We start from the raw sequence: 21,737 nt of genomic DNA, 5'->3' as shown, positions 1-21,737 counted from the left end.
TCTTACCTGTTCCCTGTATTAATCAATCACCCAGGTCACCAAAGCATTCGATGAGCTTCGAAAGCTAAGAATTGCCCCGTGACCAGTTGATTTATCGAACAAATTCATCACCTACGCAACCATCGTTCCTTTAATAGAGCCAAATACATCAAGCACTTCCGCTATGAAGGAATCGGTTCCATGTCTAAATACCCATCAGAAAACTTACTGACAGACGTTCAGCAAAACGTGACTCACATCACGCAAAATGTTTCACAATACTTAACATTCATTTTTCACAGTGTTTGAACCCTCTCATTGATTATTGAGAGCTTTCCGAAAATAATGTGTAAATTATCCGCAAAGATTTTGCTGCGCCACAAGATTACGGTTAAGTAATTTGGCTGCGGATTGGTTTACATCCATCGTTAAAACCTTAAACTGGAACTTTCTGCCGATGGTTTCCAAAACGTTTTGGATAACCTCTGCCATTTACCCTTATTCATGCCATATTTCATGTAGTTAACATAAAAAAAAGCGAATTTTTCATTACCAGGCAACTTTCATCACTCTTACCGGGTTTTTATGTCACTTCAGAAGGTTAAAACCCTGGAAAAAACAGAACAACCGGTCAAAATTAATGCAATGAGTCAAAGAAATTGATTCCTTGCTTGACTGTGTCAGCAAATTAATGTTTTCTGTATTTAAACGCTGCTCAACATCACACAATTTAATGAATCTTGTCACAAGTGGTGACGAATTTGCTAAGGTGGTTTTGAAGCGTTAACCAATACCACGCTGTTGCTCAGGATAGACCTCAAATAATAGCAGCAGCGCCATTTTCCCTGGTGTTGGCGCAGTATTCGCGCACCCCGGTTTCGACTGGGGTCATTTTTTTCTAATCCCTGTTACTTTTCCCGCGAAGCAACCCACTCACGCAACACATTAACGTCATGCCGCCACTCCTGTTTCAGTTCGTCGATCCACTCCTGCACGTTATCCCACCACGCTGGCAGTTCCGGTGACTGGATTTGTTTCGCCAGCTTTTGCAGATGCAGCAGACCGACAGAACCCGCAGCTCCTTTAATTTTGTGCCCCTCTTCAGCAATGCCCTTCTGGTCACGCGCCATCATGTTGGAATCGAGTACGTCGAGATAGCCCGGCATCATCTGTTCGAACATCGTCAGGCTTTGCGTGATCAGCCCCGGCCCTACCAGTTCGATATATTGCTCCAGCATTGGCACATCCAGTAGCGTCCGGTTTTTCTCGTCCGTCGGCTCGGCCATCGGGGTATCAGTTTCAGCCTGATAATCCCAGAATTTTTTGATCATCGCGGTCAGCGCAGGTACGGCCAATGGTTTGCTCAGCACATCATCCATACCCGCATCCAGATACTCTTTTTTATCTTTGAGGACATTGGCGGTCAGTGCCACTAACGGCGGCAGGATATCACCGACATGCTGCTGATGAATGGCACGCGATACATCGAGGCCCGTCATATCCGGTAGCTGGATATCCAGCAATACCAAATCAAACTCCTGTGGATCGAACATCTCCAGCGCGGCGGTGCCCGTCATCGCCACCTCCACACTGCAACCGAGCTTCTCCAGTACCGAGCGAGCCACAATCACGTTCAGCTCGATGTCTTCTACCAACAGGACATGTAATGCCGGTAGCGGCATCGCATCGTCAAGGTTATCGTCCTCAACCTCTTCCGCGACCCGTGGTGCCTTGATCTCGACGGTGAAGCAGGAACTCTGCCCTTGTATGCTACGTACGGTGATATCGCCGCCCATCGCCTGTGCCAGCCGACGTGACACCGCCAGCCCAATACCGGTTCCGGTTGCCGGTTTACCGCCATGCTGATCTTTCACCTGATAATACATGGCGAAGATTTTGTCCTGCTCCTCTTGTGGGATACCCATGCCGGAGTCTTCCACTTCGAAATGCAGGGTTTCATCCCGATGATAGGCAACACGAACCACGATCTCGCCCTGTTGAGTGAATTTCACCGCATTACCAATCAGATTCCACAGGATCTGGCGCAGTCGGGTGCCATCCGCCGAGATTTTGTGTGGCAGCGGGAGCTCAGGCGACATGACGAACTTCAGCCCTTTCGGCTGTGCCAGCAGGCCGGAGAGGTTTTCCAGATCGGCGAGGAAACCGGTAAAGTCGAGCGGCTGGTTATCGAGCTGCACCTTGCGACGTTCAATCTTGTCTACCTCAATCACATCATTAAAGATATTGCCCAGGGTAATGGCGGAGACATGAATGGTTTTCAGGTACTTCAGTTGTTCCTGATTGAGATCGGTATCCAACAGAATACGGCTCAGACCGACAATACCGTTGAGCGGCGTACGCAGCTCATGGCTGATGGTAGAAATAAAGGTGGTCTTCTCGCGGCTGGCGTTCTCCAGCGCGTCCTGATAACGCTTACGCTCGGTAATATCGCGGCCAAAGCCCATCAGGCCGCTGCGTTTCCCAACACGGTCATAATAAGGCACCTTACGGATTTCGAAGCAGGCTTTGCGTCCGTCGGGATATTGTAGCCACTGCTCGTAAGTCAGTGACACATTGTGGCGGAATACCTTTTCATCGGTTTCCAGTACCTTGGTTGCGGCATCTTCGTCGTAGATATCGCGCGGCGTCAGACCAATCAGTTGTTTCTCGCTCAGTCCGGTCAGCAGCTCCATCGCGCGGTTACAGCCGGAGAATTGTTTATCAATATTGCGGTAGAACACCAGATCCGGCGACGCATCAAGGAATGAACGCAGGAAGGAAGATTGCTGCTCCAGCTCAATTTGCGCCTGCTCACGACGCGCCATCTCTTCACGCAGTTTATCCATCACCTGCTCACGCGCCTGCTCGGCTTTAATACGGTCAGCAATTTCATGGTTGAGCTGGGTAATGGTTTCTTTCATCTGCTGATTGAGTTCAAGATCGCGCGTGCGCATCTCCTCCAGCTTATCCACCAGCCGCGACAGGCGCTGACGAGACTCTTCCAGTTGGTCAACCACCACCGAGAGAAAATAAACCGCCCAGGGCGTAATCAGCAGACCAAAGAACACCGAACGCACCACGTCAATGCTCTCAACGTGACCACGCAGCACCATGGTGACGGCCATCTGCACCACCATCGCCAACACCACCAGCGCTGACGCCAGCAATAGCGAAAAGCGGACCAGCCCCAGTTTGACCATCAAATCAACATAGTATTGCGCTAAAAGACGAATCTGTTTCATTACCCGCTCCCTGAACGAAATCTGGCTCATGATAGCGCAATTATCCGCGATTCGCGCCCGTTGGCCTGATCCTGACGTGGCCGTTCCGCCCCGTTATGGTGCATTGCAATACCATTTCGCCGACGTTCCCGTCATTATGCGTAAAGCGCTTGACTAATTCCGCCAACTGAATAATCTGTAGGGCCGCGCTTTTGCGGCCCATTTCTCAGCACCTCGTGCGAATCAATACCCTGGCAGCCATATCGTCCGATGGTTGCTGTTACTTTTTGCATATCCATTCAACTTAAGCGCTATTTTAAGCACAGCGGCGATGATTAATTTTACTAATGACGCCCCCTGATCTGATTCAAATATGACGCCATAAGAAAAACAGATACATCCTGTGCACGGAGTGGCCCGAACAGCATTTTATGCTGAAAAGTTCATCAGCTCCAGCATGGTGCAGCGATTTGATGGCTGCACCACAGTGAGACGGCTCACACTTCTTGCGGGATTGACCAGGCGTAGAGTGCCAACTTTTTACACAACTTATTCATTTAAATCATTAAGTTAACCAACAAAAAAGCATATTACCCTCAATAAAGCTGGCTATTTGACCTGAGTACGCTTTCCCGATAAGTTGGAATTCCGCTGGATGCTTTCCTGTCGGGCCAGTGTCTCGGCATATCTATGCAGCAAGAAGACTCCCTCTAGATGCAAGTTATCTCCAGTTAAGAGACCCGGATTAAAGAGCAGCTCATCAAGGACGTCCATACTATGTCTTGAGAGGAATTGCTCGGTGTTGCGACGCCCGCTCATTGCCGAGCGGAGCAGAAATTGATACAGCGCCTGTGAGCTGACTCAGCAGTGCTCTGTGCTTGAAATAATGCAGGTAATGTCAAAAGCAGTTTAAGGAGACCTCAATGTCCACTCAAAAACCTTATCCCTATGGCTTGTATGATCCAACAGCGGGCAGTGACAGCTGTGGTGTAGGTTTCATTACCCGTAAGGACGGCGAGCAGACTCATGAGATCCTGCAAATGGCGCACAGTGCGCTATGCACCGTGCCGCACCGTGGCGGGATGTCAGCAGAAGGTGTGGGCGATGGCGCAGGTGTCAACGTCGATCTTTCTCTGCACTTCTTCCGTAAAATTACCGGCCAGCCGCTGGAAGTCGGTCGTTTCGGTGTGGGCAACTTCTTTGTCCCGAAAGATGCCGAACTGCGCGCGAATGCTGAGCGCCTGGTGGAAGAAACCCTGGCAGCCTATAACTTCCCGGTACTGGTAAAACGCGACATGCCGCTGGACGGCAGCGTAACGCGCCCTGCTGCCCTGAAATTCCAGCTGCCGATTGTGCAGTGGGTGTTTACGGCCCCGCAGGAGATCACCAGCCAGAACGAATTTGAGCAACGCATTTATCGTGCGCTGCTGGACATTGAAGCGCAGGCCTTTACTGAAAGCGAATTTGGCGGTCTCTATCCGCTGTCGCTCTCCTCGCGCACGCAGGTGTTTAAAGCACGCCTGAACTCCAACGAAGTGATTCCTTACTTCAAAGATTTGACCGACCCGGACCATCAGGTGCGTGGGTTGTTCTTCCATACCCGCTTCTCCACCAACACTGATCCGCACACCACCATGGCACAGCCGTTCCGTCTGATGGCGCATAACGGTGAACTGAACACTGACCGTAAAAACCGCATTGCTGAATCGGCGCTGGCGCTGGCTCGCGGCAAGAAGATCGTACGTCCTAACGGTCAGTCAGACAGCTCGCGTCTCGACCAGAGCATCCATAGCCGTCTGATGGAAGACAATCTCGATCTGATCAACGCCGTGGTATCGATGATGCCGCCAGCGTGGGAGAACGATACCTCGCTCTCCACCGAAGTCCGCGCCATGCTGGAGTACTTCTCACTGTATGAAGAGAAGAACGATGGCCCGGCTGCGTTGATTTTCGGTAACGGCGAAGTGATTGGTGCGCGTCTGGACCGTCTCGGCCTGCGCCCGCTGCGTTCTGTTGAGACCGCTGAGTATATCGGTGCCATGTCCGAAGCGGGCCAGATTGCCTTCCCGCCTGAAAGCGTCCTGCGTCGCGGCCGTATCGAAGCGGGCGGTATGCTGTATTACGATCACCGCGAAAAACGCTCCTACACCACCGTAGAAGCGCTGGAAAAACTCGCGGCTGAGAAAGATTACCCTGCCCTGCTGAGCGCGGCGCGTGTCGACCTGCATGAGCTGCCGGAGATCCCGGCAGAGAAACTCGGATCACCGCTGCGTTATGGTGGCGACCTCAAAACCTATCAGCGTTTTGTGGCCTACTACTACAACCAGGAAAGTTTCAAATTCATGATGGACCCGATGCTGCAAACCGGCGCTGAGAAAATCTCGGCGATGGGTTACGGCAACGCCATCAATGGCTTATCCGATCACGAAGGCGGCATGGCCCACTACTTCTCCCAGCGCTTTGCGCAGGTGACGAACCCGCCGCTCGATTCTATCCGCGAAGCGGATGGCATGACGCTGCGCGTGGCGCTGGGTGCCAAACCGCATCTGGGCCGCAGCAAAGGCCAGCAGATTGTGGTGCCGACCCCGATCCTGACGCACCTTGATATGCTGCGTTTGCGTGAGCAGAAAGTTGCGCCTTATCAACGTTTTGAGATGCTGTATGAGCCAGTGATCGGCAAAGATATCGTTAGCCGTGCCGCTAATGCTGCCGCGCTGGAAAAAGCCATTGACGACCTGGCACAGAAAGTCGTGGACTTTGCCCGTCAGCAGGGCGGCATCGCCGTGCTGACTGACCGCCATATTTCATCGACCTATGCAGCGATCCCGATGCTGCTGATGGTTTCAGCCATCAACCAACGTCTGGTGCAGGAAGGTCTACGTCTGGATGTCTCGCTGGTAGTTGAAAGCGGACAGAGCATTTCTTCACACCACATTGCTGCCACGCTGGGCTTCGGTGCGTCCGCAGTTTATCCGTTGGGCGTGCAGATGCGTGCCGAGGAAAAATTTGGCGAAGGCGAAGAAGGTAACAAAGCCTTTAAGCGCTATGCCAAAGCCGCAGAAAAAGCGCTGATGAAAACCATGGGCAAAGTGGGCCTGTGTACCGTGGAAAGCTACAGCTGCGGCGAGTTTTTCGAGCCGAACTTCCTCGATACTAACGACCCGGTGCTGAAAAAATACTTCCCGAATATCAGAACGCCGGTGGGTGGCGCAGGCTTCCCGGCTATCGCCCAGATGGCGGTGGACTGGCATCAAAGCTCGCTGAAGATTCAGGGTGAGGCGGAAGTCCCCTTGCTGGGTCTGTTTAAAGAACGCGCCGAAGGTGCCGGTCACTCTTACGGCACCATCGCTGTGCGCACTTTTATTGATATGACGGAGCAGCCGATTCGCTTTGCGGATAAAGCCCGCGAAGAGGATAACTTTATCCGTCTGATGACCCTGGCGAAGCTGGATAACGCTTTCAACATTAAAGCGGAAGCGTTCAAAGACAGCAGCTTCGAACGTATCCCGAATGACGTCATCGACAGCTTCACCATCACGCCGGATTACCGTCAGTTCTCCAGCCTGATGTATGCCGAACGTAAACGTCGTCCGGCGGCGCTGCGTGATATCCTCGCGTTGCCGTGTGATTTGACCCACGTCGATAGCGAAGCAGAATTTGGTCGCAAGCTGGGGCGTTACTCGCTGGTGAACAACGGCTTCGCTACCCGCGGTCTGCAATGTGCAGCAGTCAACGGCAGCCTGAACCAGTTCACTCTGCGCCTGGTAGATGCCATCGCGGGCCTGAAACCAGAAAGCGAGCGTTTGGCCGCGCTGGCGCGGGCGCTGAAAACCCGTTTTGCCGATGAAATCGAAAAAAGCGAAGTGGTGAATGACACACTGCATATCACCGCTTACGGCAAGGCTGCTGATTACCTGTCACTCATCTTTACCGCGCTGCCTTCACTGCCGCTGGCAGAGATTCAGCCTGCGCACGAAATCACCCGTACCTTTGCCTCAGGTGCGATGAGCCACGGCGCACTGGTTGCCCCGGCGCATGAAGCCGTCGCGCACGGCACCAACATGGTTGGCGGGATGAGTAACTGCGGTGAAGGTGGTGAACACTATTCACGTCACGGCACCATCCGCGCCTCACGTATCAAACAGCTGGCATCTGGCCGCTTCGGCGTTTGGGCGGCTTACCTCGCCGATCCGATGCTGGAAGAGCTGGAGATCAAAATTGGCCAGGGGGCAAAACCGGGCGAAGGCGGTCAGTTACCGGCACCGAAAGTGACGGTAGAGATCGCGGCAGCGCGTGGTGGTACACCGGGTGTGGAGCTGGTTTCTCCGCCGCCGCACCACGACACCTATTCAATCGAAGATTTGGCGCAGCTGATCCACGATTGTAAAGCCGCGCGCGTCCGCGTCATCGTTAAACTGGTCTCTTCCGAAGGTATCGGCACCATCGCGGTTGGCGTAGCGAAAGCCGGTGCAGACGTGATCAACGTTGCCGGTAACACCGGCGGTACAGGTGCTGCATCGGTTACCAGCCTGAAATACACCGGCCGTGTGGCGGAAATTGGTATCGCCGAGGTACATCAGGCGCTGTGTGCTAACGGTCTGCGTGACAAAGTACAGCTGCGTTGCTCCGGCGCGCAGCAGACCGGCAGCGATGTGATCAAATCCGCCCTGCTGGGTGGCGACAGCTTCGAGTTCGGTACAACCGCGCTGATGATGTTGAAGTGCGTGATGGCGAAAAACTGTAACGTCAAATGCCCGGCCGGTCTGACCACCAACGCCGAAGCCTTTGATGGCGATCCACGCCAGCTGGCCCAGTACTTCATCAACGTGGCACAGGAAGTACGTGAGTTCCTCGCACGCCTCGGTCTGCGTTCACTGCGCGAAGCGCGTGGTCGTTCGGATCTTTTGCACCTGATGGATCACCCGCTGGAAGTCGGCAAACTGGACCTGCGTGCCATGCTGACCGTCGTACCGGAGCAGAAAATCGCTAAACCGGTCTATCTGGAAAAAGATTTTGAACTGGATAACGGCTGGGTTGAAGAACTGAAAGATCAGTTGGTGGCGAAAGGCAGCCGTGAGATCGCGCTGGGCGCAGGTATCACGCTGAACAACCGTAACAAGAGCGTGGGTGGTCAGTTAGCGATTGATATCGAACGCATGCTGAATCATGAGCTGTCTGTCGAGCAAAAAGCCGCCATCCCGGCAGTGATGAAAGATGACCGTGGCCGTCATTACCTGGCACCGGCCACTGTGCAGATCCATACCTCGGGTTCTGCCGGCCAGTCCTTTGGCGCATTCTGCAACGACGGCATGCTGATGAAACACTACGGCACCTGTAACGATGGCGTCGGTAAAGGTCAGTGCGGCGGCGAGCTGGTGGTGATGTCACCGGGCGGCGGCGCGCAGGACAGCGATGGCAACGTTCTGATCGGTAACTTCGCGCTGTTTGGCGCTACCGGTGGCCGCCTGTTTGTCCAGGGCCAGGCCGGTGACCGCTTTGCCGTGCGTAACTCCGGCGCAACCGCCGTGGTTGAAGGCGTGGGTGACTTCTGCTGTGAATATATGACCAACGGTGCCATTCTTAACCTCGGCACCTTCGGTAAAGGCTTTGGTAACGGCATGAGCGGTGGCTTTGCCTACCAGTACGACCCGTACGGCTCACTGGCCGCACACGCAGCCGGTGACTCAGTGCTGTTCGGCTCCATCGCTGATGAAGACGAAATGGCGAAAGTGCACAAACAAGCGGTGCTGACCATGCTCAACTGGCATCTGGAAGCGACCAACTCACCGCGTGCTGCATGGTTGCTGGCGAACTGGGATACCGAATGCCACCACTTTGTGTATGTCATGCCACGTTCGCTGTTGCTCTATCAGGACGGCGGTGAGATTCTGAAGGCGAAATCACGTAAGGATCTGCTGGAAGAACTGTCAACGTCGCTGGCTGCGCATCAGGTCACCAAGTTCAAAGCAGCCTGGCGTGACGGTAAAACCATCGCTGATGGCGCAGTCCCGGCGTATGGTGCTACCGATACGTTGGAAATGTTCGTGCTGTTGAACAATTACACCGTGCTGAGCTTCGCGCAACAGCTGGCACTGAGCAAGTTGCCGAAAGGCACTTCAGTGGAAGATCCGTCGGTGGAGAAAGCCGTACGTAACCTGCTGATGACGGAAGATTTCTCGCTGGTCAGCAAGCTGCAACGCCATGCACGTTCGGCTATCGAGAACTACAACGATGATGAACTGGCGAGCCTGATCGCATCTAAACGTATGTCGGATTACAAAGCGGCGCTGACGCAACGCAACATCCGCTCGATGGACAGCCTGGCGACCTATGGCTGGATCATCTATCAGGATGCCTGTAACCGTGAAGTGCTGGGTCATCTGCCTGATTTTGAAGAGTTGTTTGCCCGTGCGGCATTGCCAGAAATCGCGGCAGCTGTCGGAAAATTATCCTGATAGCTGAATCAACGGATTTGTGTATTACTGACTGAATATGAACGGGATTGAGTAAAAGTACCCATGAAGATTCCTTACATTCCTGAAGATGCACCGTTCAACGGTGATCAGAAATATTGGCTGGCGGGTTTTCTCGCCGGTCTCCACTCGCGCCTGTTGGTGTTAGAAGATAAGCAGCAGACCGCCCCTGCGGCGGGTGCAGCGACCACCACGCAGCTGCATATCCTGTTCGGTTCACAGACGGGCAACGCGGAAGCGTTGGCCCAGACGGCAGCCAAAGCCGCCCGTGCCAAAGGCCTGGTACCGGTGGTTCAGGCGCTGGGTGAAGTGGATATTGACCTCTTCGCCACCATGCGCCATGTGCTGATCGTCACCTCCACCTATGGTGAAGGTGAAATGCCGGATAACGCCCAACTGTTCTGGCAGGCCATTTCCGCCAGCACCGCACCGCGTCTGGAGCAGATGCACTTCGCCGTATTGGCGATTGGTGACACTGGCTACGATGGTTTCTGCCAGGCAGGTAAATTTATTGATATGCGCCTGGAGCAGCTCGGTGCGAAACGTGTGGTTGATCGTATCGACTGCGACATTGATTACGAAGAACCCTCCAGCACATGGATTGGCGGCGCGATGCCACAGTTTGCGGCCAGCGCAGGCAGCAGCGGTACCGCGCTGGAAAGTGCGCCGGAAGCACCGGTTATCCCGGGTAGCAATAAACAGAACCCTTATGCTGCGGCACTGGTGACTAACAAACGCTTGTCTGGCGAGCAGTCAGGCAAAGATATCCGCCACTTCGAGTTTGATCTGACGGACAGCGGGCTAAAGTACGAAGCGGGCGACGCACTGGGTGTGATCCCAGTGAATGACCCTGCGCTGGTGGCGCTGCTGCTGACCCAGTTGAATGCTGACTATGAAACCCCGGTGCCGAGCTTCGACCGCAACCTGGGTGATCTGCTGACGTATCAGTTCGAAATCTCTGAACCGTCACGCAAGCTGATCGAATGGGTGGGACAGAACACCACCAACCAGGAGTTGCGCCACGTCCTGCAACACGACGATAAAGATACCCTCGGCGTATGGCTGTGGGGCAAAGACACGCTGGATCTGCTGCAACTGGAGCTGACACGCAGCCTGTCAGTGCCAGAATTTGTCGCGATGCTGCGTCCGTTGCAACACCGTGCTTACTCCATCTCTTCCAGTTCGAAAGCACATCCGAACCAGGTACATCTCACCATCGCTTCTGTGCGTTATCACAGTGGTGGCCGAGCCCGCAACGGTGTGTGCTCCACCTATTTGGCAGAGCGTGTCCGTCGTGGCGAAAAACCGGCGATCTTTATTTCACCGAACAAAGCATTCCGCGTGCCAGCCAACAATAAGGCTCCGCTGATCATGGTCGGTCCGGGTACCGGTATTGCGCCGTTCCGCGCCTTCTTGCAGGAGCGTAAAGCGACTGGAGCCGATGGCAAAAACTGGTTGTTCTTCGGTGACCAACATCAGGAACATGATTACATCTACCAGGATGAGCTGAACGAGTGGCAACAAAGCGGCCTGCTGACTCACCTTGATCTGGCGTTCTCACGCGATCAGGAAGAGAAGATTTACGTGCAGAACCGTATGCTGGAGAAAGGCGCTGAGCTGTACGCCTGGCTTCAGGAAGGTGCTTACTTCTACGTATGTGGTGATGCATCACGCATGGCGAAAGATGTCGATGCGGCGCTGTATGAAGTGGTGCGTCAGTTCGGCGGTCTGTCCAGCGAACGTGCGGCGGCGTACGTCGATCAGTTGAAGAAAGATAAACGCTACCTGCGTGACGTTTACTAAGACGCAGGTATAAAAAAACGGGCCATCTGGCCCGTTTTTTATTTCACCACACGCAGTGAAGGTCGACCACCTCGCGGCGGCGGCTCATCATCTGGCGGGGTTTCATCGTCAGTCGAATCATCAGGGCGATCGCCATCAATCACCGACATCATGGTTTCTTCCTGACCCTCCAGTTCATCCTGGCCGGCCAATTCATAGGCTGGTTCCGGTTCGAACATCGTACCTGCGCCGTTTTCACGGGCGTAGATAGCCAGAATTGCCGCCATCGGTACGGAGACCTGACGCGGCACGCCACCGAAGCGTGCGTTGAATTGCACGTGATCGTTGCCCAGCTCCAGGTTGCCTACCGCACGCGGCGCAATGTTCAGCACAATCTGACCATCACGCGCGTACTCCAGCGGCACCTGCACACCAGGCAGATTAATGTCGACCACCAGATGCGGCGTCAGTTGGTTGTCAAGCAACCAGTCATAAAACGCACGCAACAGATAGGGACGACGAGCCGTTAATTGCGACATTTCCATAGATTAGCCCCGGGCTTGAAGGCGCATTTCACGTTCTGCTTCAGTCAGTGAAGCGAGGAAAGAGTCACGTTCAAATACGCGGTTCATATAGCCTTTCAGCTCTTTAGAACCTGCGCCAGCCAGCTCAACGCCCATCGACGGCAAACGCCACAGCAGCGGCGCGAGGTAGCAATCAACCAGGCTGAACTCTTCGCTCATAAAGAACGGCGTACGTGAGAACAACGGTGCAATCGCCAGCAATTCTTCACGCAGTTGTTTACGCGCGGCATCGGCTTCTGCGCCGGTGCGGGTTTCAATGATACGCATCAGGCTGTACCAATCCTGCTCAATACGGTGCATCATCAGACGGCTTTCGCCACGGGCAACCGGATAGACAGGCATCAGCGGTGGATGCGGGAAACGCTCATCAAGGTATTCCATGATGATACGGGATTCATACAGCGTCAGCTCACGATCGACCAGCGTTGGCACGGTGCGGTACGGGTTGAGGTCAATCAGATCCTGCGGCAGATTATCCGTTTCAACCTGCTCGATCTCCACGCTGACGCCCTTCTCAGCCAGTACAATACGTACCTGATGGCTGAAAATGTCAGTCGGACCAGAAAACAGCGTCATTACCGAACGTTTGTTGGCAGCGACAGCCATGAAAACCTCCAAGTTTGTTCACAAAAAATTACTGCGAATAGCCAACCACACGGCGACTCACCTGCTTATCAGATTCGCTCACAGCCAGCATTTGCGGCATTTCCCGCCCATCCTGGCGGGAAAAGTAACCACAACGCTCCGGCTCGCGGGCGCAAAGTGACAGTCAGTTTACCAGATTTTAAGCAGCTTGTGGGGCGTGGAAAGTGATTTGCAGGCAAAATGCGGGCGAAGCTAGCGTTTTTGTGGCGGCAATCCCTGTCCTGGAAAGCAAAAAACCCGCCGAAGCGGGTTTTTTGTGCCAACTGTAACTGCCGAAGCAGCAACAATTAACGTTTGGAGAACTGCGGACGACGGCGTGCTTTACGCAGACCGACTTTCTTACGTTCAACCTGACGCGCATCACGGGTAACGAAGCCCGCTTTACGCAGTTCAGAACGCAGAGACTCGTCGTACTCCATCAGAGCGCGGGTGATACCGTGACGGATCGCACCTGCCTGACCAGAGATACCACCACCTTTAACGGTGATGTACAGGTCCAGTTTACCAACCAGATCAACCAGCTCCAGCGGCTGACGCACGACCATGCGTGCAGTCTCGCGACCGAAGTATTGCTCCAGAGAGCGCTGGTTAATTACGATGTTACCGCTACCCGGCTTGATGAAGACGCGAGCGGATGAGCTTTTGCGGCGACCAGTGCCGTAGTTTTGAGTTTCAGCCATTGCCTGTAATCCCGATTAAATGTCAAGAACTTGCGGTTGCTGCGCCGCATGGTTGTGCTCGTTGCCTGCGTAAACTTTCAGTTTACGGTACATAGCACGACCCAGCGGGCCTTTCGGCAGCATGCCTTTAACCGCGATTTCAATCACACGCTCAGGACGGCGGGCAATCATCTCTTCGAAGGTCGCCTGCTTGATACCACCGATGTGACCAGTGTGGTGATAGTAAATCTTGTCGCTACGCTTGTTGCCAGTTACAGCAACTTTTTCTGCGTTCAGAACGATGATGTAATCACCGGTATCAACGTGCGGAGTGTATTCCGCTTTGTGCTTACCACGCAGACGGCGTGCCAGTTCAGTCGCCAGGCGACCCAAGGTTTTGCCAGTTGCGTCAACAACATACCAGTCACGTTGGACGGTTTCTGGTTTAGCTGTAAAAGTTTTCATTGAAAAGCTTACCCAAATAAAGTTACACGTTGGTGAAATCCCAAACGCCAAGTTAACGATTGAGGCTCACACGACCATTTCGCCCAGCAAGCCCACCCCCTCAGGTAGAGTTACCGGATCACAAAGGTTTCTGGGAAGAAAAACCTTTGCCGTAACGTGGGGTCGCAAGATTATAGAGAAGTCGACTACAAAGATCGAACTTTTTTACGCCCCCACGTCAGGTTTTTTGCGCTGCATCAGGGTAAATGTGGCAGTCGCAGGTACTCTTCGCTCTGCATCTCCTGCAAGCGCGACAGGCAGCGCTGATATTCAAACTTCAGGCGCGTGCCCTGATAGATCTCAAACAACGAGGTTTCAGCCGCCACCACCAGTTTCACATGCCGTTCGTAGAACTCATCCACCAGTGCGAGGAAGCGGCGAGCCTGGTCTTCTGTCTTGTAGATCATCACCGGCACATCATACAGCAAAACGCTATGGAAACGGCGTGACAGCTCGATATAGTCATGTTGGCTGCGGCCTTCACCGCACAGCGTCAGGAAATCAATTGCCAGCACCCCATCCTGCACCCCCAGCGTCGGCATCTGACGATGGTTAATCTCCAGTACCGGTGCGTCATTGCGTGGTTTACCCGACAGCGCACGGAACATACGCTCCATTTCCGCATGCGTGGCGTCATTGAGCGGGAAGCTCCACAAATGCGCCGACGTCAGGGTACGCAGACGGTAATCGATACCCGCATCAACGTTCATCACATCACAATGACGCTTAATCTGCTCAATCGCCGGTAAAAAACGCGCGCGCTGCAAACCGTTGCGGTAGAGGTCGTCCGGCGGGATATTCGAAGTGGCAACCAACGCGATGCCCCGTTCAAACAGCGCTTCCATCAAGGTGCCGAGCAGCATGGCGTCTGTGATATCGGAGACGAAAAATTCGTCAAAGCACAGAATATCGGTTTCAGCTTTAAAGCGGTCCGCCACAATCAACAGCGGGTCACTGTGCCCCTGCAATTGCGTCAGTTCTTCATGGACGCGCAGCATAAAACGGTGAAAGTGCAGACGCAATTTTCGGTCTCCAGGAATAGACTGAAAAAACAGGTCCATCACCCAGGTTTTGCCACGCCCCACCCCCCCCCACATATACAGGCCGCGTACTGGCGCTTCTTTACTGCTCTTTTCTTTGTTCATCAGCTTAGAAAGGCGGCCAAATAAGCCTTTACTGGCTGGCTGCGTCGTGGGTTGGCGCGCGACCAATCCTTGCTGAATGGCATCTAAGCGGGTAATGGCTTCCCGTTGTACGTCATCCGGGCGAAATTCGCCCTGCGACAGCGCTTGCTCATAGCGCGCAAGCGGAGATGAGGTTTGCATGGTTCTCTCAGAGTCCCTGAAAAAGTCCGATTCACATGTCGGTTGTCGAAAATTAGGCCGCTCTACACTAAGCGATGCCGCTCCAGAGTTCCACATCCAATCGATTAACAGGTATAGTGGCTGTTATTGAAGTTGAAGCAGAAGCAATGCCCTACGAAGCAACGGAAATTACACGGGAGTCATTATGACCTGGGAATACGGGCTGATTGGTTTAGTGATTGGCATTATTGTCGGCGCAGTCGCAATGCGTTTTGGCAACAAAAAACTGCGCGAACAGCGCACCATGCAGTACGAACTGGAAAAATCCAAGGCAGAGCTGGCGGATTATCGTGAAGAGCTGACCAACCATTTTGCCCGCAGTGCAGAATTACTGGATAACATGGCGCGTGACTACCGCCAGTTGTATCAGCATATGGCAAAAGGCTCGAACGACCTGCTACCGAATCTGCCTGGCGAGAAAAACCCGTTTGCCTACCAGCTTACGGAAGCCGAGGCGGATAACGATCAGGCGCCGGTGCAAATCCCGCGTGATTACTCCGAAGGCGCATCCGGCCTGTTACGTGGCGGCGAACGCGCACCGCGTAATTAATCTTTTGGGGCACAGCAACGCTGTGCCCTTTTTGTTTGTCGAACCCTTACCCTAAACAACTGTCACACTTTTTTAATCCCCTTTTCGCAGCGAGAGCGTTGTAGCAATGAAAAAACAAGCACGACTGTTAAGCGCATTAGCCTTGAGCATTGGGATGAGTCTGGCCGCCACCCCGGCTGCCCTGGCGACTCTCCCGGCACAAATCCAGGGACAGCCACTGCCGAGCCTGGCACCGATGCTGGAAAAAGTGTTGCCTGCTGTGGTCAGTGTCCATGTGGAAGGCACTGAAACCGCCGCTCAGGGGCAGGATTTGCCTGAACCGCTGAAACGCTTCTTTGGCCAAATGCCAGGACAAAATCAACCACAACCTTTTGAAGGACTGGGGTCAGGCGTCATTATCGACGCCGCGAAAGGTTACATCCTGACCAACAACCACGTCGTCAATGGTGCAGACAAAATCAGCGTTCAAATGAGCGACGGCAACGAATATGACGCCAAACTGATTGGTCACGATGAGCAGACGGACATTGCGTTGATTCAGGTTCAGGGCGCGAAAAACCTGACCCAGGTTAAAATCGCCGATTCAGACACGCTTAAAGTGGGCGATTTCGCGGTCGCTATTGGTAACCCGTTTGGCCTCGGTCAGACCGCTACCTCGGGCATTATCTCGGCCCTGGGCCGTAGCGGCCTGAATCTGGAAGGCCTGGAAAACTTTATCCAGACCGATGCTGCCATTAACCGGGGCAATTCCGGCGGCGCATTGGTTAACCTGAATGGCGAGCTGATCGGTATTAACACCGCGATTCTGGCCTCCAGCGGCGGCAATATCGGTATCGGCTTTGCCATCCCAAGTAATATGGCGATGAACCTGGCGCAGCAGTTGATTCAGTTTGGCGAAGTCAAACGTGGGCAGTTGGGCATCAAAGGCACCGAAATGACCGCCGATATGGCGAAAGCTTTTAATGTCGATGCACAGCGCGGCGCATTCGTCTCCGAAGTACTGCCGAAATCAGCGGCGGAAAAAGCCGGGATCAAAGCGGGCGATATCATCACCTCCGTGAACGATAAACCGATCACCAGCTTTGCCGAATTGCGGGTGAAGATCGGCACCACGCCACCGGGACAACAAGTCAAACTGGGCCTGCTGCGCGATGGCAAACCGATCACCGTCGACGTTACGCTGGATCAGAGCGCGCAAACCACCGCCAGCGCGCAGTTGCTGTCACCTGCATTGCAGGGCGCAACCCTCAGCGACGGCACCACCAAAACGGGTGATAAAGGCGTGAAAGTCGACACTATCGAAAAAGGCACGCCAGCTGAACAGGTGGGCCTGCAAAAAGATGATGTGATTGTTGGCGTGAACCGCAACCGGGTGGAGACCCTGGCGGAAATGCGTAAAGTGCTGGAGGCAAAACCGCCGGTGCTGGCGCTGAATGTGGTGCGCGGCGACGAAAGTATTTACCTGCTATTGCGATAATCATCTCAACAGGCGGACAAGCAGGTGTTTGTCCGCCTTTCTCATGCTATTCTGCCCTGCGATCTTATCCGGCTTAAACTAACACCATGTTTCTTAAACTTTTGCGTTCTGTGGTGATGGGCCTGATCGTTGCAGGCATTCTGCTGGCAGCGATCCCAACACTCCGCATGGGCACCAGTGCCCTGATTGAACATGACAGCAGCAATGATGAAGCACCCTTCAGTTTTAACCAGGGTGTGCGTCGTGCTGTGCCTGCGGTGGTCAACGTCTATAACCGTAGCGCGCATGGCAACAACAATCGCGGTATCACCACGCTGGGTTCCGGCGTGATCATGAACGTAAAAGGCTACATTCTTACCAATAAACACGTCATCAATAACGCCGACCAGATTATTGTCGCATTACAGGATGGCCGTTTCTTTGAAGCGACATTGGTAGGTTCCGATGCCATGACCGATCTTGCCGTGCTGAAAATCAGCGCCACCAATCTCCCCGTCATCCCGATTAATGCTAAGCGTGTACCACACATTGGCGATGTGGTGATGGCTATCGGTAACCCTTATAACCTCGGTCAGACCGTGACGCAGGGTATCATCAGCGCTACCGGTCGTGTCGGCCTCAGCTCCTCCGGCCGTCAGAACTTCCTGCAAACCGATGCCTCGATCAACCAGGGCAACTCAGGCGGCGCACTGATCAACTCGCTGGGCGAACTGATGGGTATCAATACCCTGACGTTTGATAAAAGCAATGATGGCGAGACGCCGGAAGGAATTGGATTTGCCATTCCGACCGCGCTTGCGACCAAAATCATGGATAAACTGATTCGTGATGGCCGGGTGATTCGCGGCTATATCGGTATTACCGGACGTGAATTGCCGCCATTACATGGTCAGGGCAGCACCCTGGATCGCGTGCAAGGAATTATTGTCAGCGACGTGGCGCCAGGTGGTCCCGCCGATCGGGCCGGGATTCAGGCTAACGATGTCCTGCTTAGCGTCAACGGCAAACCAGCGGTCTCCGCGCAGGAGACCATGGACCAGGTGGCGGAGATTCGCCCTGGTTCAGTGATTGATGTGCAGGTGCTGCGTAACGAGCAGAAGATGAGTTTGCCGGTGACGATTGAGGAATTCCCGCAGAACAGCGGGAATTAATCGTCGTACCGACTAGCTGCGATCGACCGGGAAGGCGATCACTTCACTCAACGAGTTGGCTTTTAGCGCCAGCATAATCAAACGATCCACACCGAGCGCTACTCCTGAACAGGCAGGCATACCGTGTTTTAACGCATCCAGCAGGTTGGTGTCGATCGGATGCTGTGGCAAGCCACGCGTTGCGCGACGGCGGTTATCCTGCTCAAAACGCTGACGCTGCTCACGGCTGTCAGTTAATTCACGGAAACCGTTCGCTAACTCCACCCCTTTGTAATACACCTCAAAACGCTCCGCGACGCGGTGATCTTCGGTGCTGATCTCCGCCAGTGCCGCCTGGCTGGCCGGGAAGTGATAGACAAATGTTGGCTTATCGATACCGATTTTCGGTTCGACGCCCAGCATAAACAGCAATTGCAGCAAGGTATCGCGATCGTCTTCATCGCGCGCCAGTTCGCCGTCACCGAGCTTTTCTGCGGCTTCGCGCAGTTGCGCTTTATCCGCAGACAGCGGATCCAGCTCCAGGTGACGAATAAACGCCTGCTGGTACGAAAGCGATTCCGCACTGTCGCACTCCAGCACCTGTTGCAGCAAATCATCGACCTCATTCATCAGTCGGTACATATCGTAGTGCGGGCGATACCATTCCAGCATGGTGAATTCAGGGTTGTGATGACGCCCCGATTCTTCATTGCGGAAGCTACGACCCAGTTGGTAAATCGGGCCGCTGCCCGCCGCCAGCAGGCGCTTCATATGGTATTCCGGGCTGGTCATCAGCCAGAGATCACGCCCTTCACTGGCTCCGGGGCCAACAAAATGCGTCTGGAAGGGCACCAGATGGATGTCAGTGATGGTCGCCTGGCTCATCGCCGGGGTATCGACCTCCAGCACGCCGCGATCGGCAAAGAAACGTCGTATTTCCGCCATGATAGCGGCACGTTTCAACAAATTGGCAATGGGTGCGCTCGGCTGCCAGCTTGCCGTTTCGCTCATGTTGATGACTCCTTATACAGATAAGGGGTGGAAGTCTACCCGTATTGGTGATGACAGACAACGCCGCCACGCTTACGCCCTCAATATCAGCATAGGGTCAGAAGGTTTAAAAGCAGTCAGGAGTGGAAAATGAGAGGTTTGGGATAAAGCCGGGAGAAAAGAAAAGCCGGTACGAAACGCGTTCCGCACCGGTCAGACATTACTGCGTGCTGCGCTGAATCGCCTTGCCACCTGCTTCGACATCTTCCCCTACACCACGGGTGGTGTTGCAGGCAGAAAGCAGGGAGGAAAGAATCAGTACCGAGAAAATCGCAACAATACTTTTCTTTAACATAGCCATATCCTTTTTGGTTGCAGTAAAAGTACAGCCTTTAAAGCATAGTATTAATACGCAACGCTGCGGCACTGACCGCGGAAAAAGGAGATGTCAGGCGATTACTTAGCGGCTCGGGAGATAGCGCCACCCAGGTGGGAGACATCTTCGCCAAAGCCGTGAAAGGTGTTGCAGGCACTCAATGCCGAGGAGACCAGCAACGCAAAGGCGACGAATTTTGCCAGCTTTTTCATTATTCTGAACTCACTTAGAAAAAAGGCGCATCGAAGGATGCGCCTGATTTGACGATTATTTTACGCGAGAAACGTATTCGCCAGAGCGGGTGTCAACTTTCACCACTTCGCCAATCTGCACGAACAACGGCACTTTAACGACTGCACCTGTTGCCAGCGTAGCCGGCTTACCGCCAGTACCTGCGGTATCACCTTTCAGGCCCGGATCGGTTTCGATAACTTCAGCTTCGATGAAGTTCGGCGGCTGAACGGCAATGGCTTTATCGTTCCACAGGGTAACGATACAATCAGCATTGTCCTGCAACCACTTCTGCACCTCATCCAGAACTTTAGCTTCAACCTGATACTGCTCGAAGCTTTCCGGGTGCATAAAGTAGAAGAAATCGCCGTCGTTGTAGGAGTACTGCAACGTCATATCTTTCACGTCTGCGCCTTCGGCGGAGTCGGTAGATTTGAAGGTTTTCTCAACACGAGAACCGGTCAGCAGACGACGCATTTTAACGCGCGCGAATGCCTGGCCTTTACCCGGCTTAACGAACTCACTGGATTCGATGGCATACGGCTCGCCTTCGAACATGATTTTAAGACCGGAACGAAAATCGTTGCTAAGATAAGTCGCCATAAAGGCCCTCTGTAAATATTGAACTGGTAATAGCCAAAAAAATGGCACACATTGTAACCCTAAATCCCCCTTCCAGAGAAGATTGGTTGCAGCAACTTGCTGATGTTGTCACCGATCCTGCTGAATTACTGCAACTTTTAGCTCTCGATCGCCATGCTGAATTGGTCGAAGGCACTGAAGCAAGGCGACTTTTCGCCCTGCGCGTGCCACGTGCATTCATTCAGCGCATGAAAATCGGCGATGCGCAGGACCCGCTACTGTTGCAAGTGTTGACCAGCCGTCAGGAATTCAATGATGCGCCCGGTTACAGCACCGACCCGCTGGATGAACAGAGCAGCGTGGTGCCGGGTTTACTGCATAAGTATAGAAACCGTGCGCTGTTGTTGGTAAAAGGCGGCTGTGCCGTCAATTGCCGCTACTGCTTCCGCCGCCACTTCCCCTATCAGGATAATCAGGGCAACAAACGTAACTGGCAGGCTGCCATTGATTACATCGCCGATCATCCCGAGCTGGACGAGATCATTTTCTCCGGCGGCGATCCGCTGATGGCCAGGGATCATGAACTGGTGTGGTTGGTTGAGGCATTGGAGAAGATTCCGCATCTGAAACGTCTGCGTATTCACAGCCGCCTGCCGGTGGTGATTCCGGCGCGTATTACCGAGGGATTATGCCAGTTGCTGGCAAATACCCGCTTGCAGGTCCTGCTGGTGAGCCATATCAACCATGCGCAGGAGATCGATGATGAATTACGCTACGGTATGCAGATGCTGAAACGTGCGGGTGTTACGCTACTTAATCAGAGCGTGCTGCTGCGTAGCGTTAACGATAATGCGCAACAGCTGGCCGACCTCAGCAACGCGTTATTTGATGCGGGTATTTTGCCTTATTACCTGCATGTGCTGGACAAGGTGCAGGGCGCGGCACATTTCTTCGTGCCGGACGATGAAGCCCGTGCGCTGGTGCGTGAGCTACTGACCATGGTGTCGGGATATATGGTGCCGAAGTTGGCACGTGAGATCGGCGGGGAACCGAGTAAAACGCCACTCGATTTGCAGTTACGTCAGGAATAGCAAACAACCAACCGTAGCGGCGCGATTTATCGCGCAGGTTTTAGCCTGAAAAGAGCGCGATAAATCGCGCCGCTACGGGGATATACCGAATCTATCTGA

The 21,737-nt window shown here is 53.8% G+C and carries 16 protein-coding genes; 6 read left to right on the top strand and 10 right to left on the bottom strand.

The window, feature by feature from the left end:
• Window positions 1-887: 887 nt before the first annotated feature.
• The gene (gene arcB / locus AC6I8W_RS02435; protein WP_497836839.1) at window positions 888-3,221 is read right to left on the bottom strand and encodes an aerobic respiration two-component sensor histidine kinase ArcB; all 2,334 of its coding nucleotides are present in this window, start codon (window positions 3,219-3,221) and stop codon (window positions 888-890) included.
• 902 nt (window positions 3,222-4,123) lie between these two features.
• Between arcB and AC6I8W_RS02430 the strand changes: the two genes are divergently transcribed.
• A complete protein-coding gene (locus AC6I8W_RS02430; RefSeq protein WP_497836838.1) occupies window positions 4,124-9,655 on the top strand; it encodes a glutamate synthase-related protein in 5,532 nt (1,843 codons plus the stop codon).
• Window positions 9,656-9,718: 63 nt separating this feature from the next.
• Window positions 9,719-11,476, top strand: a complete 1,758-nt coding sequence (locus AC6I8W_RS02425) for a sulfite reductase subunit alpha (protein WP_497836837.1) — start codon at window positions 9,719-9,721, stop codon at window positions 11,474-11,476.
• A 38-nt stretch (window positions 11,477-11,514) separates the two neighbouring features.
• Here AC6I8W_RS02425 and sspB read toward each other — a convergent pair whose 3' ends face one another.
• The 5 genes from sspB to zapE form a co-directional block, all read right to left on the bottom strand.
• On the bottom strand, window positions 11,515-12,000 hold the full coding sequence (gene sspB / locus AC6I8W_RS02420; RefSeq protein WP_497836836.1) for a ClpXP protease specificity-enhancing factor: 486 nt from the start codon (window positions 11,998-12,000) through the stop codon (window positions 11,515-11,517).
• Window positions 12,001-12,003: 3 nt separating this feature from the next.
• Window positions 12,004-12,645 (bottom strand): stringent starvation protein SspA, encoded by a 642-nt coding sequence (gene sspA / locus AC6I8W_RS02415; RefSeq protein ID WP_013507646.1) that lies wholly within the window; start codon window positions 12,643-12,645, stop codon window positions 12,004-12,006.
• 326 nt (window positions 12,646-12,971) lie between these two features.
• Entirely contained in the window at window positions 12,972-13,364 is a 393-nt protein-coding gene (rpsI, locus tag AC6I8W_RS02410; protein WP_013507645.1) for a 30S ribosomal protein S9, read from the bottom strand.
• Window positions 13,365-13,379: 15 nt separating this feature from the next.
• Window positions 13,380-13,808, bottom strand: coding sequence for a 50S ribosomal protein L13 (gene rplM / locus AC6I8W_RS02405; RefSeq protein ID WP_006121722.1), 429 nt, complete (start codon window positions 13,806-13,808; stop codon window positions 13,380-13,382).
• Window positions 13,809-14,044: 236 nt separating this feature from the next.
• Entirely contained in the window at window positions 14,045-15,172 is a 1,128-nt protein-coding gene (gene zapE, locus AC6I8W_RS02400; RefSeq protein ID WP_497836835.1) for a cell division protein ZapE, read from the bottom strand.
• A 184-nt stretch (window positions 15,173-15,356) separates the two neighbouring features.
• Here zapE and zapG point away from each other — a divergent pair, with 184 nt between their 5' ends.
• The 3 genes from zapG (at window position 15,357) to degS (ending at window position 18,389) form a co-directional block, all read left to right on the top strand.
• Window positions 15,357-15,761 (top strand): Z-ring associated protein ZapG, encoded by a 405-nt coding sequence (gene zapG / locus AC6I8W_RS02395; RefSeq protein WP_497836834.1) that lies wholly within the window; start codon window positions 15,357-15,359, stop codon window positions 15,759-15,761.
• A 106-nt stretch (window positions 15,762-15,867) separates the two neighbouring features.
• Window positions 15,868-17,238, top strand: coding sequence for a serine endoprotease DegQ (degQ, locus tag AC6I8W_RS02390; RefSeq protein WP_497836833.1), 1,371 nt, complete (start codon window positions 15,868-15,870; stop codon window positions 17,236-17,238).
• A gap of 86 nt (window positions 17,239-17,324) precedes the next feature.
• Window positions 17,325-18,389 carry an outer membrane-stress sensor serine endopeptidase DegS gene (gene degS, locus AC6I8W_RS02385; RefSeq protein WP_497836832.1) on the top strand — a complete coding sequence of 355 codons (1,065 nt, stop codon included), beginning with the start codon at window positions 17,325-17,327 and terminating at the stop codon, window positions 18,387-18,389.
• Between the two features lie 12 nt (window positions 18,390-18,401).
• Here degS and epmA read toward each other — a convergent pair whose 3' ends face one another.
• From epmA to efp, 4 genes are all read right to left on the bottom strand, one after another.
• Window positions 18,402-19,379 (bottom strand): elongation factor P--(R)-beta-lysine ligase, encoded by a 978-nt coding sequence (gene epmA, locus AC6I8W_RS02380; RefSeq protein ID WP_497836831.1) that lies wholly within the window; start codon window positions 19,377-19,379, stop codon window positions 18,402-18,404.
• A 199-nt stretch (window positions 19,380-19,578) separates the two neighbouring features.
• Complete coding sequence (locus tag AC6I8W_RS02375; RefSeq protein WP_480367739.1) at window positions 19,579-19,713, bottom strand: entericidin A/B family lipoprotein; 135 nt, start codon at window positions 19,711-19,713, stop codon at window positions 19,579-19,581.
• Window positions 19,714-19,814: 101 nt separating this feature from the next.
• A complete protein-coding gene (locus AC6I8W_RS02370) occupies window positions 19,815-19,946 on the bottom strand; it encodes an entericidin A/B family lipoprotein (protein ID WP_013507637.1) in 132 nt (43 codons plus the stop codon).
• A 55-nt stretch (window positions 19,947-20,001) separates the two neighbouring features.
• Entirely contained in the window at window positions 20,002-20,568 is a 567-nt protein-coding gene (gene efp / locus AC6I8W_RS02365; protein WP_013507636.1) for an elongation factor P, read from the bottom strand.
• 41 nt (window positions 20,569-20,609) lie between these two features.
• Between efp and epmB the strand changes: the two genes are divergently transcribed.
• On the top strand, window positions 20,610-21,638 hold the full coding sequence (gene epmB / locus AC6I8W_RS02360; RefSeq protein WP_497836830.1) for an EF-P beta-lysylation protein EpmB: 1,029 nt from the start codon (window positions 20,610-20,612) through the stop codon (window positions 21,636-21,638).
• Window positions 21,639-21,737 lie beyond the last annotated feature (99 nt).

Source organism: Pantoea sp. X-Soil-TKNS-1211, assembly GCF_059730495.1.
The sequence above is the reverse complement of the archived record's forward strand: the minus strand, read 5'-3'. Positions and strand labels throughout refer to the sequence as shown.

What these genes read in the sequence shown, in the direction of transcription:
- arcB (WP_497836839.1), bottom strand. Translation starts at nt 3,221, where the DNA reads ATGAAACAGATTCGTCTTTTAGCGCAATACTATGTTGATTTGATGGTC.
- AC6I8W_RS02430 (WP_497836838.1), top strand. Translation starts at nt 4,124, where the DNA reads ATGTCCACTCAAAAACCTTATCCCTATGGCTTGTATGATCCAACAGCG.
- AC6I8W_RS02425 (WP_497836837.1), top strand. Translation starts at nt 9,719, where the DNA reads ATGAAGATTCCTTACATTCCTGAAGATGCACCGTTCAACGGTGATCAG.
- sspB (WP_497836836.1), bottom strand. Translation starts at nt 12,000, where the DNA reads ATGGAAATGTCGCAATTAACGGCTCGTCGTCCCTATCTGTTGCGTGCG.
- sspA (WP_013507646.1), bottom strand. Translation starts at nt 12,645, where the DNA reads ATGGCTGTCGCTGCCAACAAACGTTCGGTAATGACGCTGTTTTCTGGT.
- rpsI (WP_013507645.1), bottom strand. Translation starts at nt 13,364, where the DNA reads ATGGCTGAAACTCAAAACTACGGCACTGGTCGCCGCAAAAGCTCATCC.
- rplM (WP_006121722.1), bottom strand. Translation starts at nt 13,808, where the DNA reads ATGAAAACTTTTACAGCTAAACCAGAAACCGTCCAACGTGACTGGTAT.
- zapE (WP_497836835.1), bottom strand. Translation starts at nt 15,172, where the DNA reads ATGCAAACCTCATCTCCGCTTGCGCGCTATGAGCAAGCGCTGTCGCAG.
- zapG (WP_497836834.1), top strand. Translation starts at nt 15,357, where the DNA reads ATGACCTGGGAATACGGGCTGATTGGTTTAGTGATTGGCATTATTGTC.
- degQ (WP_497836833.1), top strand. Translation starts at nt 15,868, where the DNA reads ATGAAAAAACAAGCACGACTGTTAAGCGCATTAGCCTTGAGCATTGGG.
- degS (WP_497836832.1), top strand. Translation starts at nt 17,325, where the DNA reads ATGTTTCTTAAACTTTTGCGTTCTGTGGTGATGGGCCTGATCGTTGCA.
- epmA (WP_497836831.1), bottom strand. Translation starts at nt 19,379, where the DNA reads ATGAGCGAAACGGCAAGCTGGCAGCCGAGCGCACCCATTGCCAATTTG.
- AC6I8W_RS02375 (WP_480367739.1), bottom strand. Translation starts at nt 19,713, where the DNA reads ATGTTAAAGAAAAGTATTGTTGCGATTTTCTCGGTACTGATTCTTTCC.
- AC6I8W_RS02370 (WP_013507637.1), bottom strand. Translation starts at nt 19,946, where the DNA reads ATGAAAAAGCTGGCAAAATTCGTCGCCTTTGCGTTGCTGGTCTCCTCG.
- efp (WP_013507636.1), bottom strand. Translation starts at nt 20,568, where the DNA reads ATGGCGACTTATCTTAGCAACGATTTTCGTTCCGGTCTTAAAATCATG.
- epmB (WP_497836830.1), top strand. Translation starts at nt 20,610, where the DNA reads ATGGCACACATTGTAACCCTAAATCCCCCTTCCAGAGAAGATTGGTTG.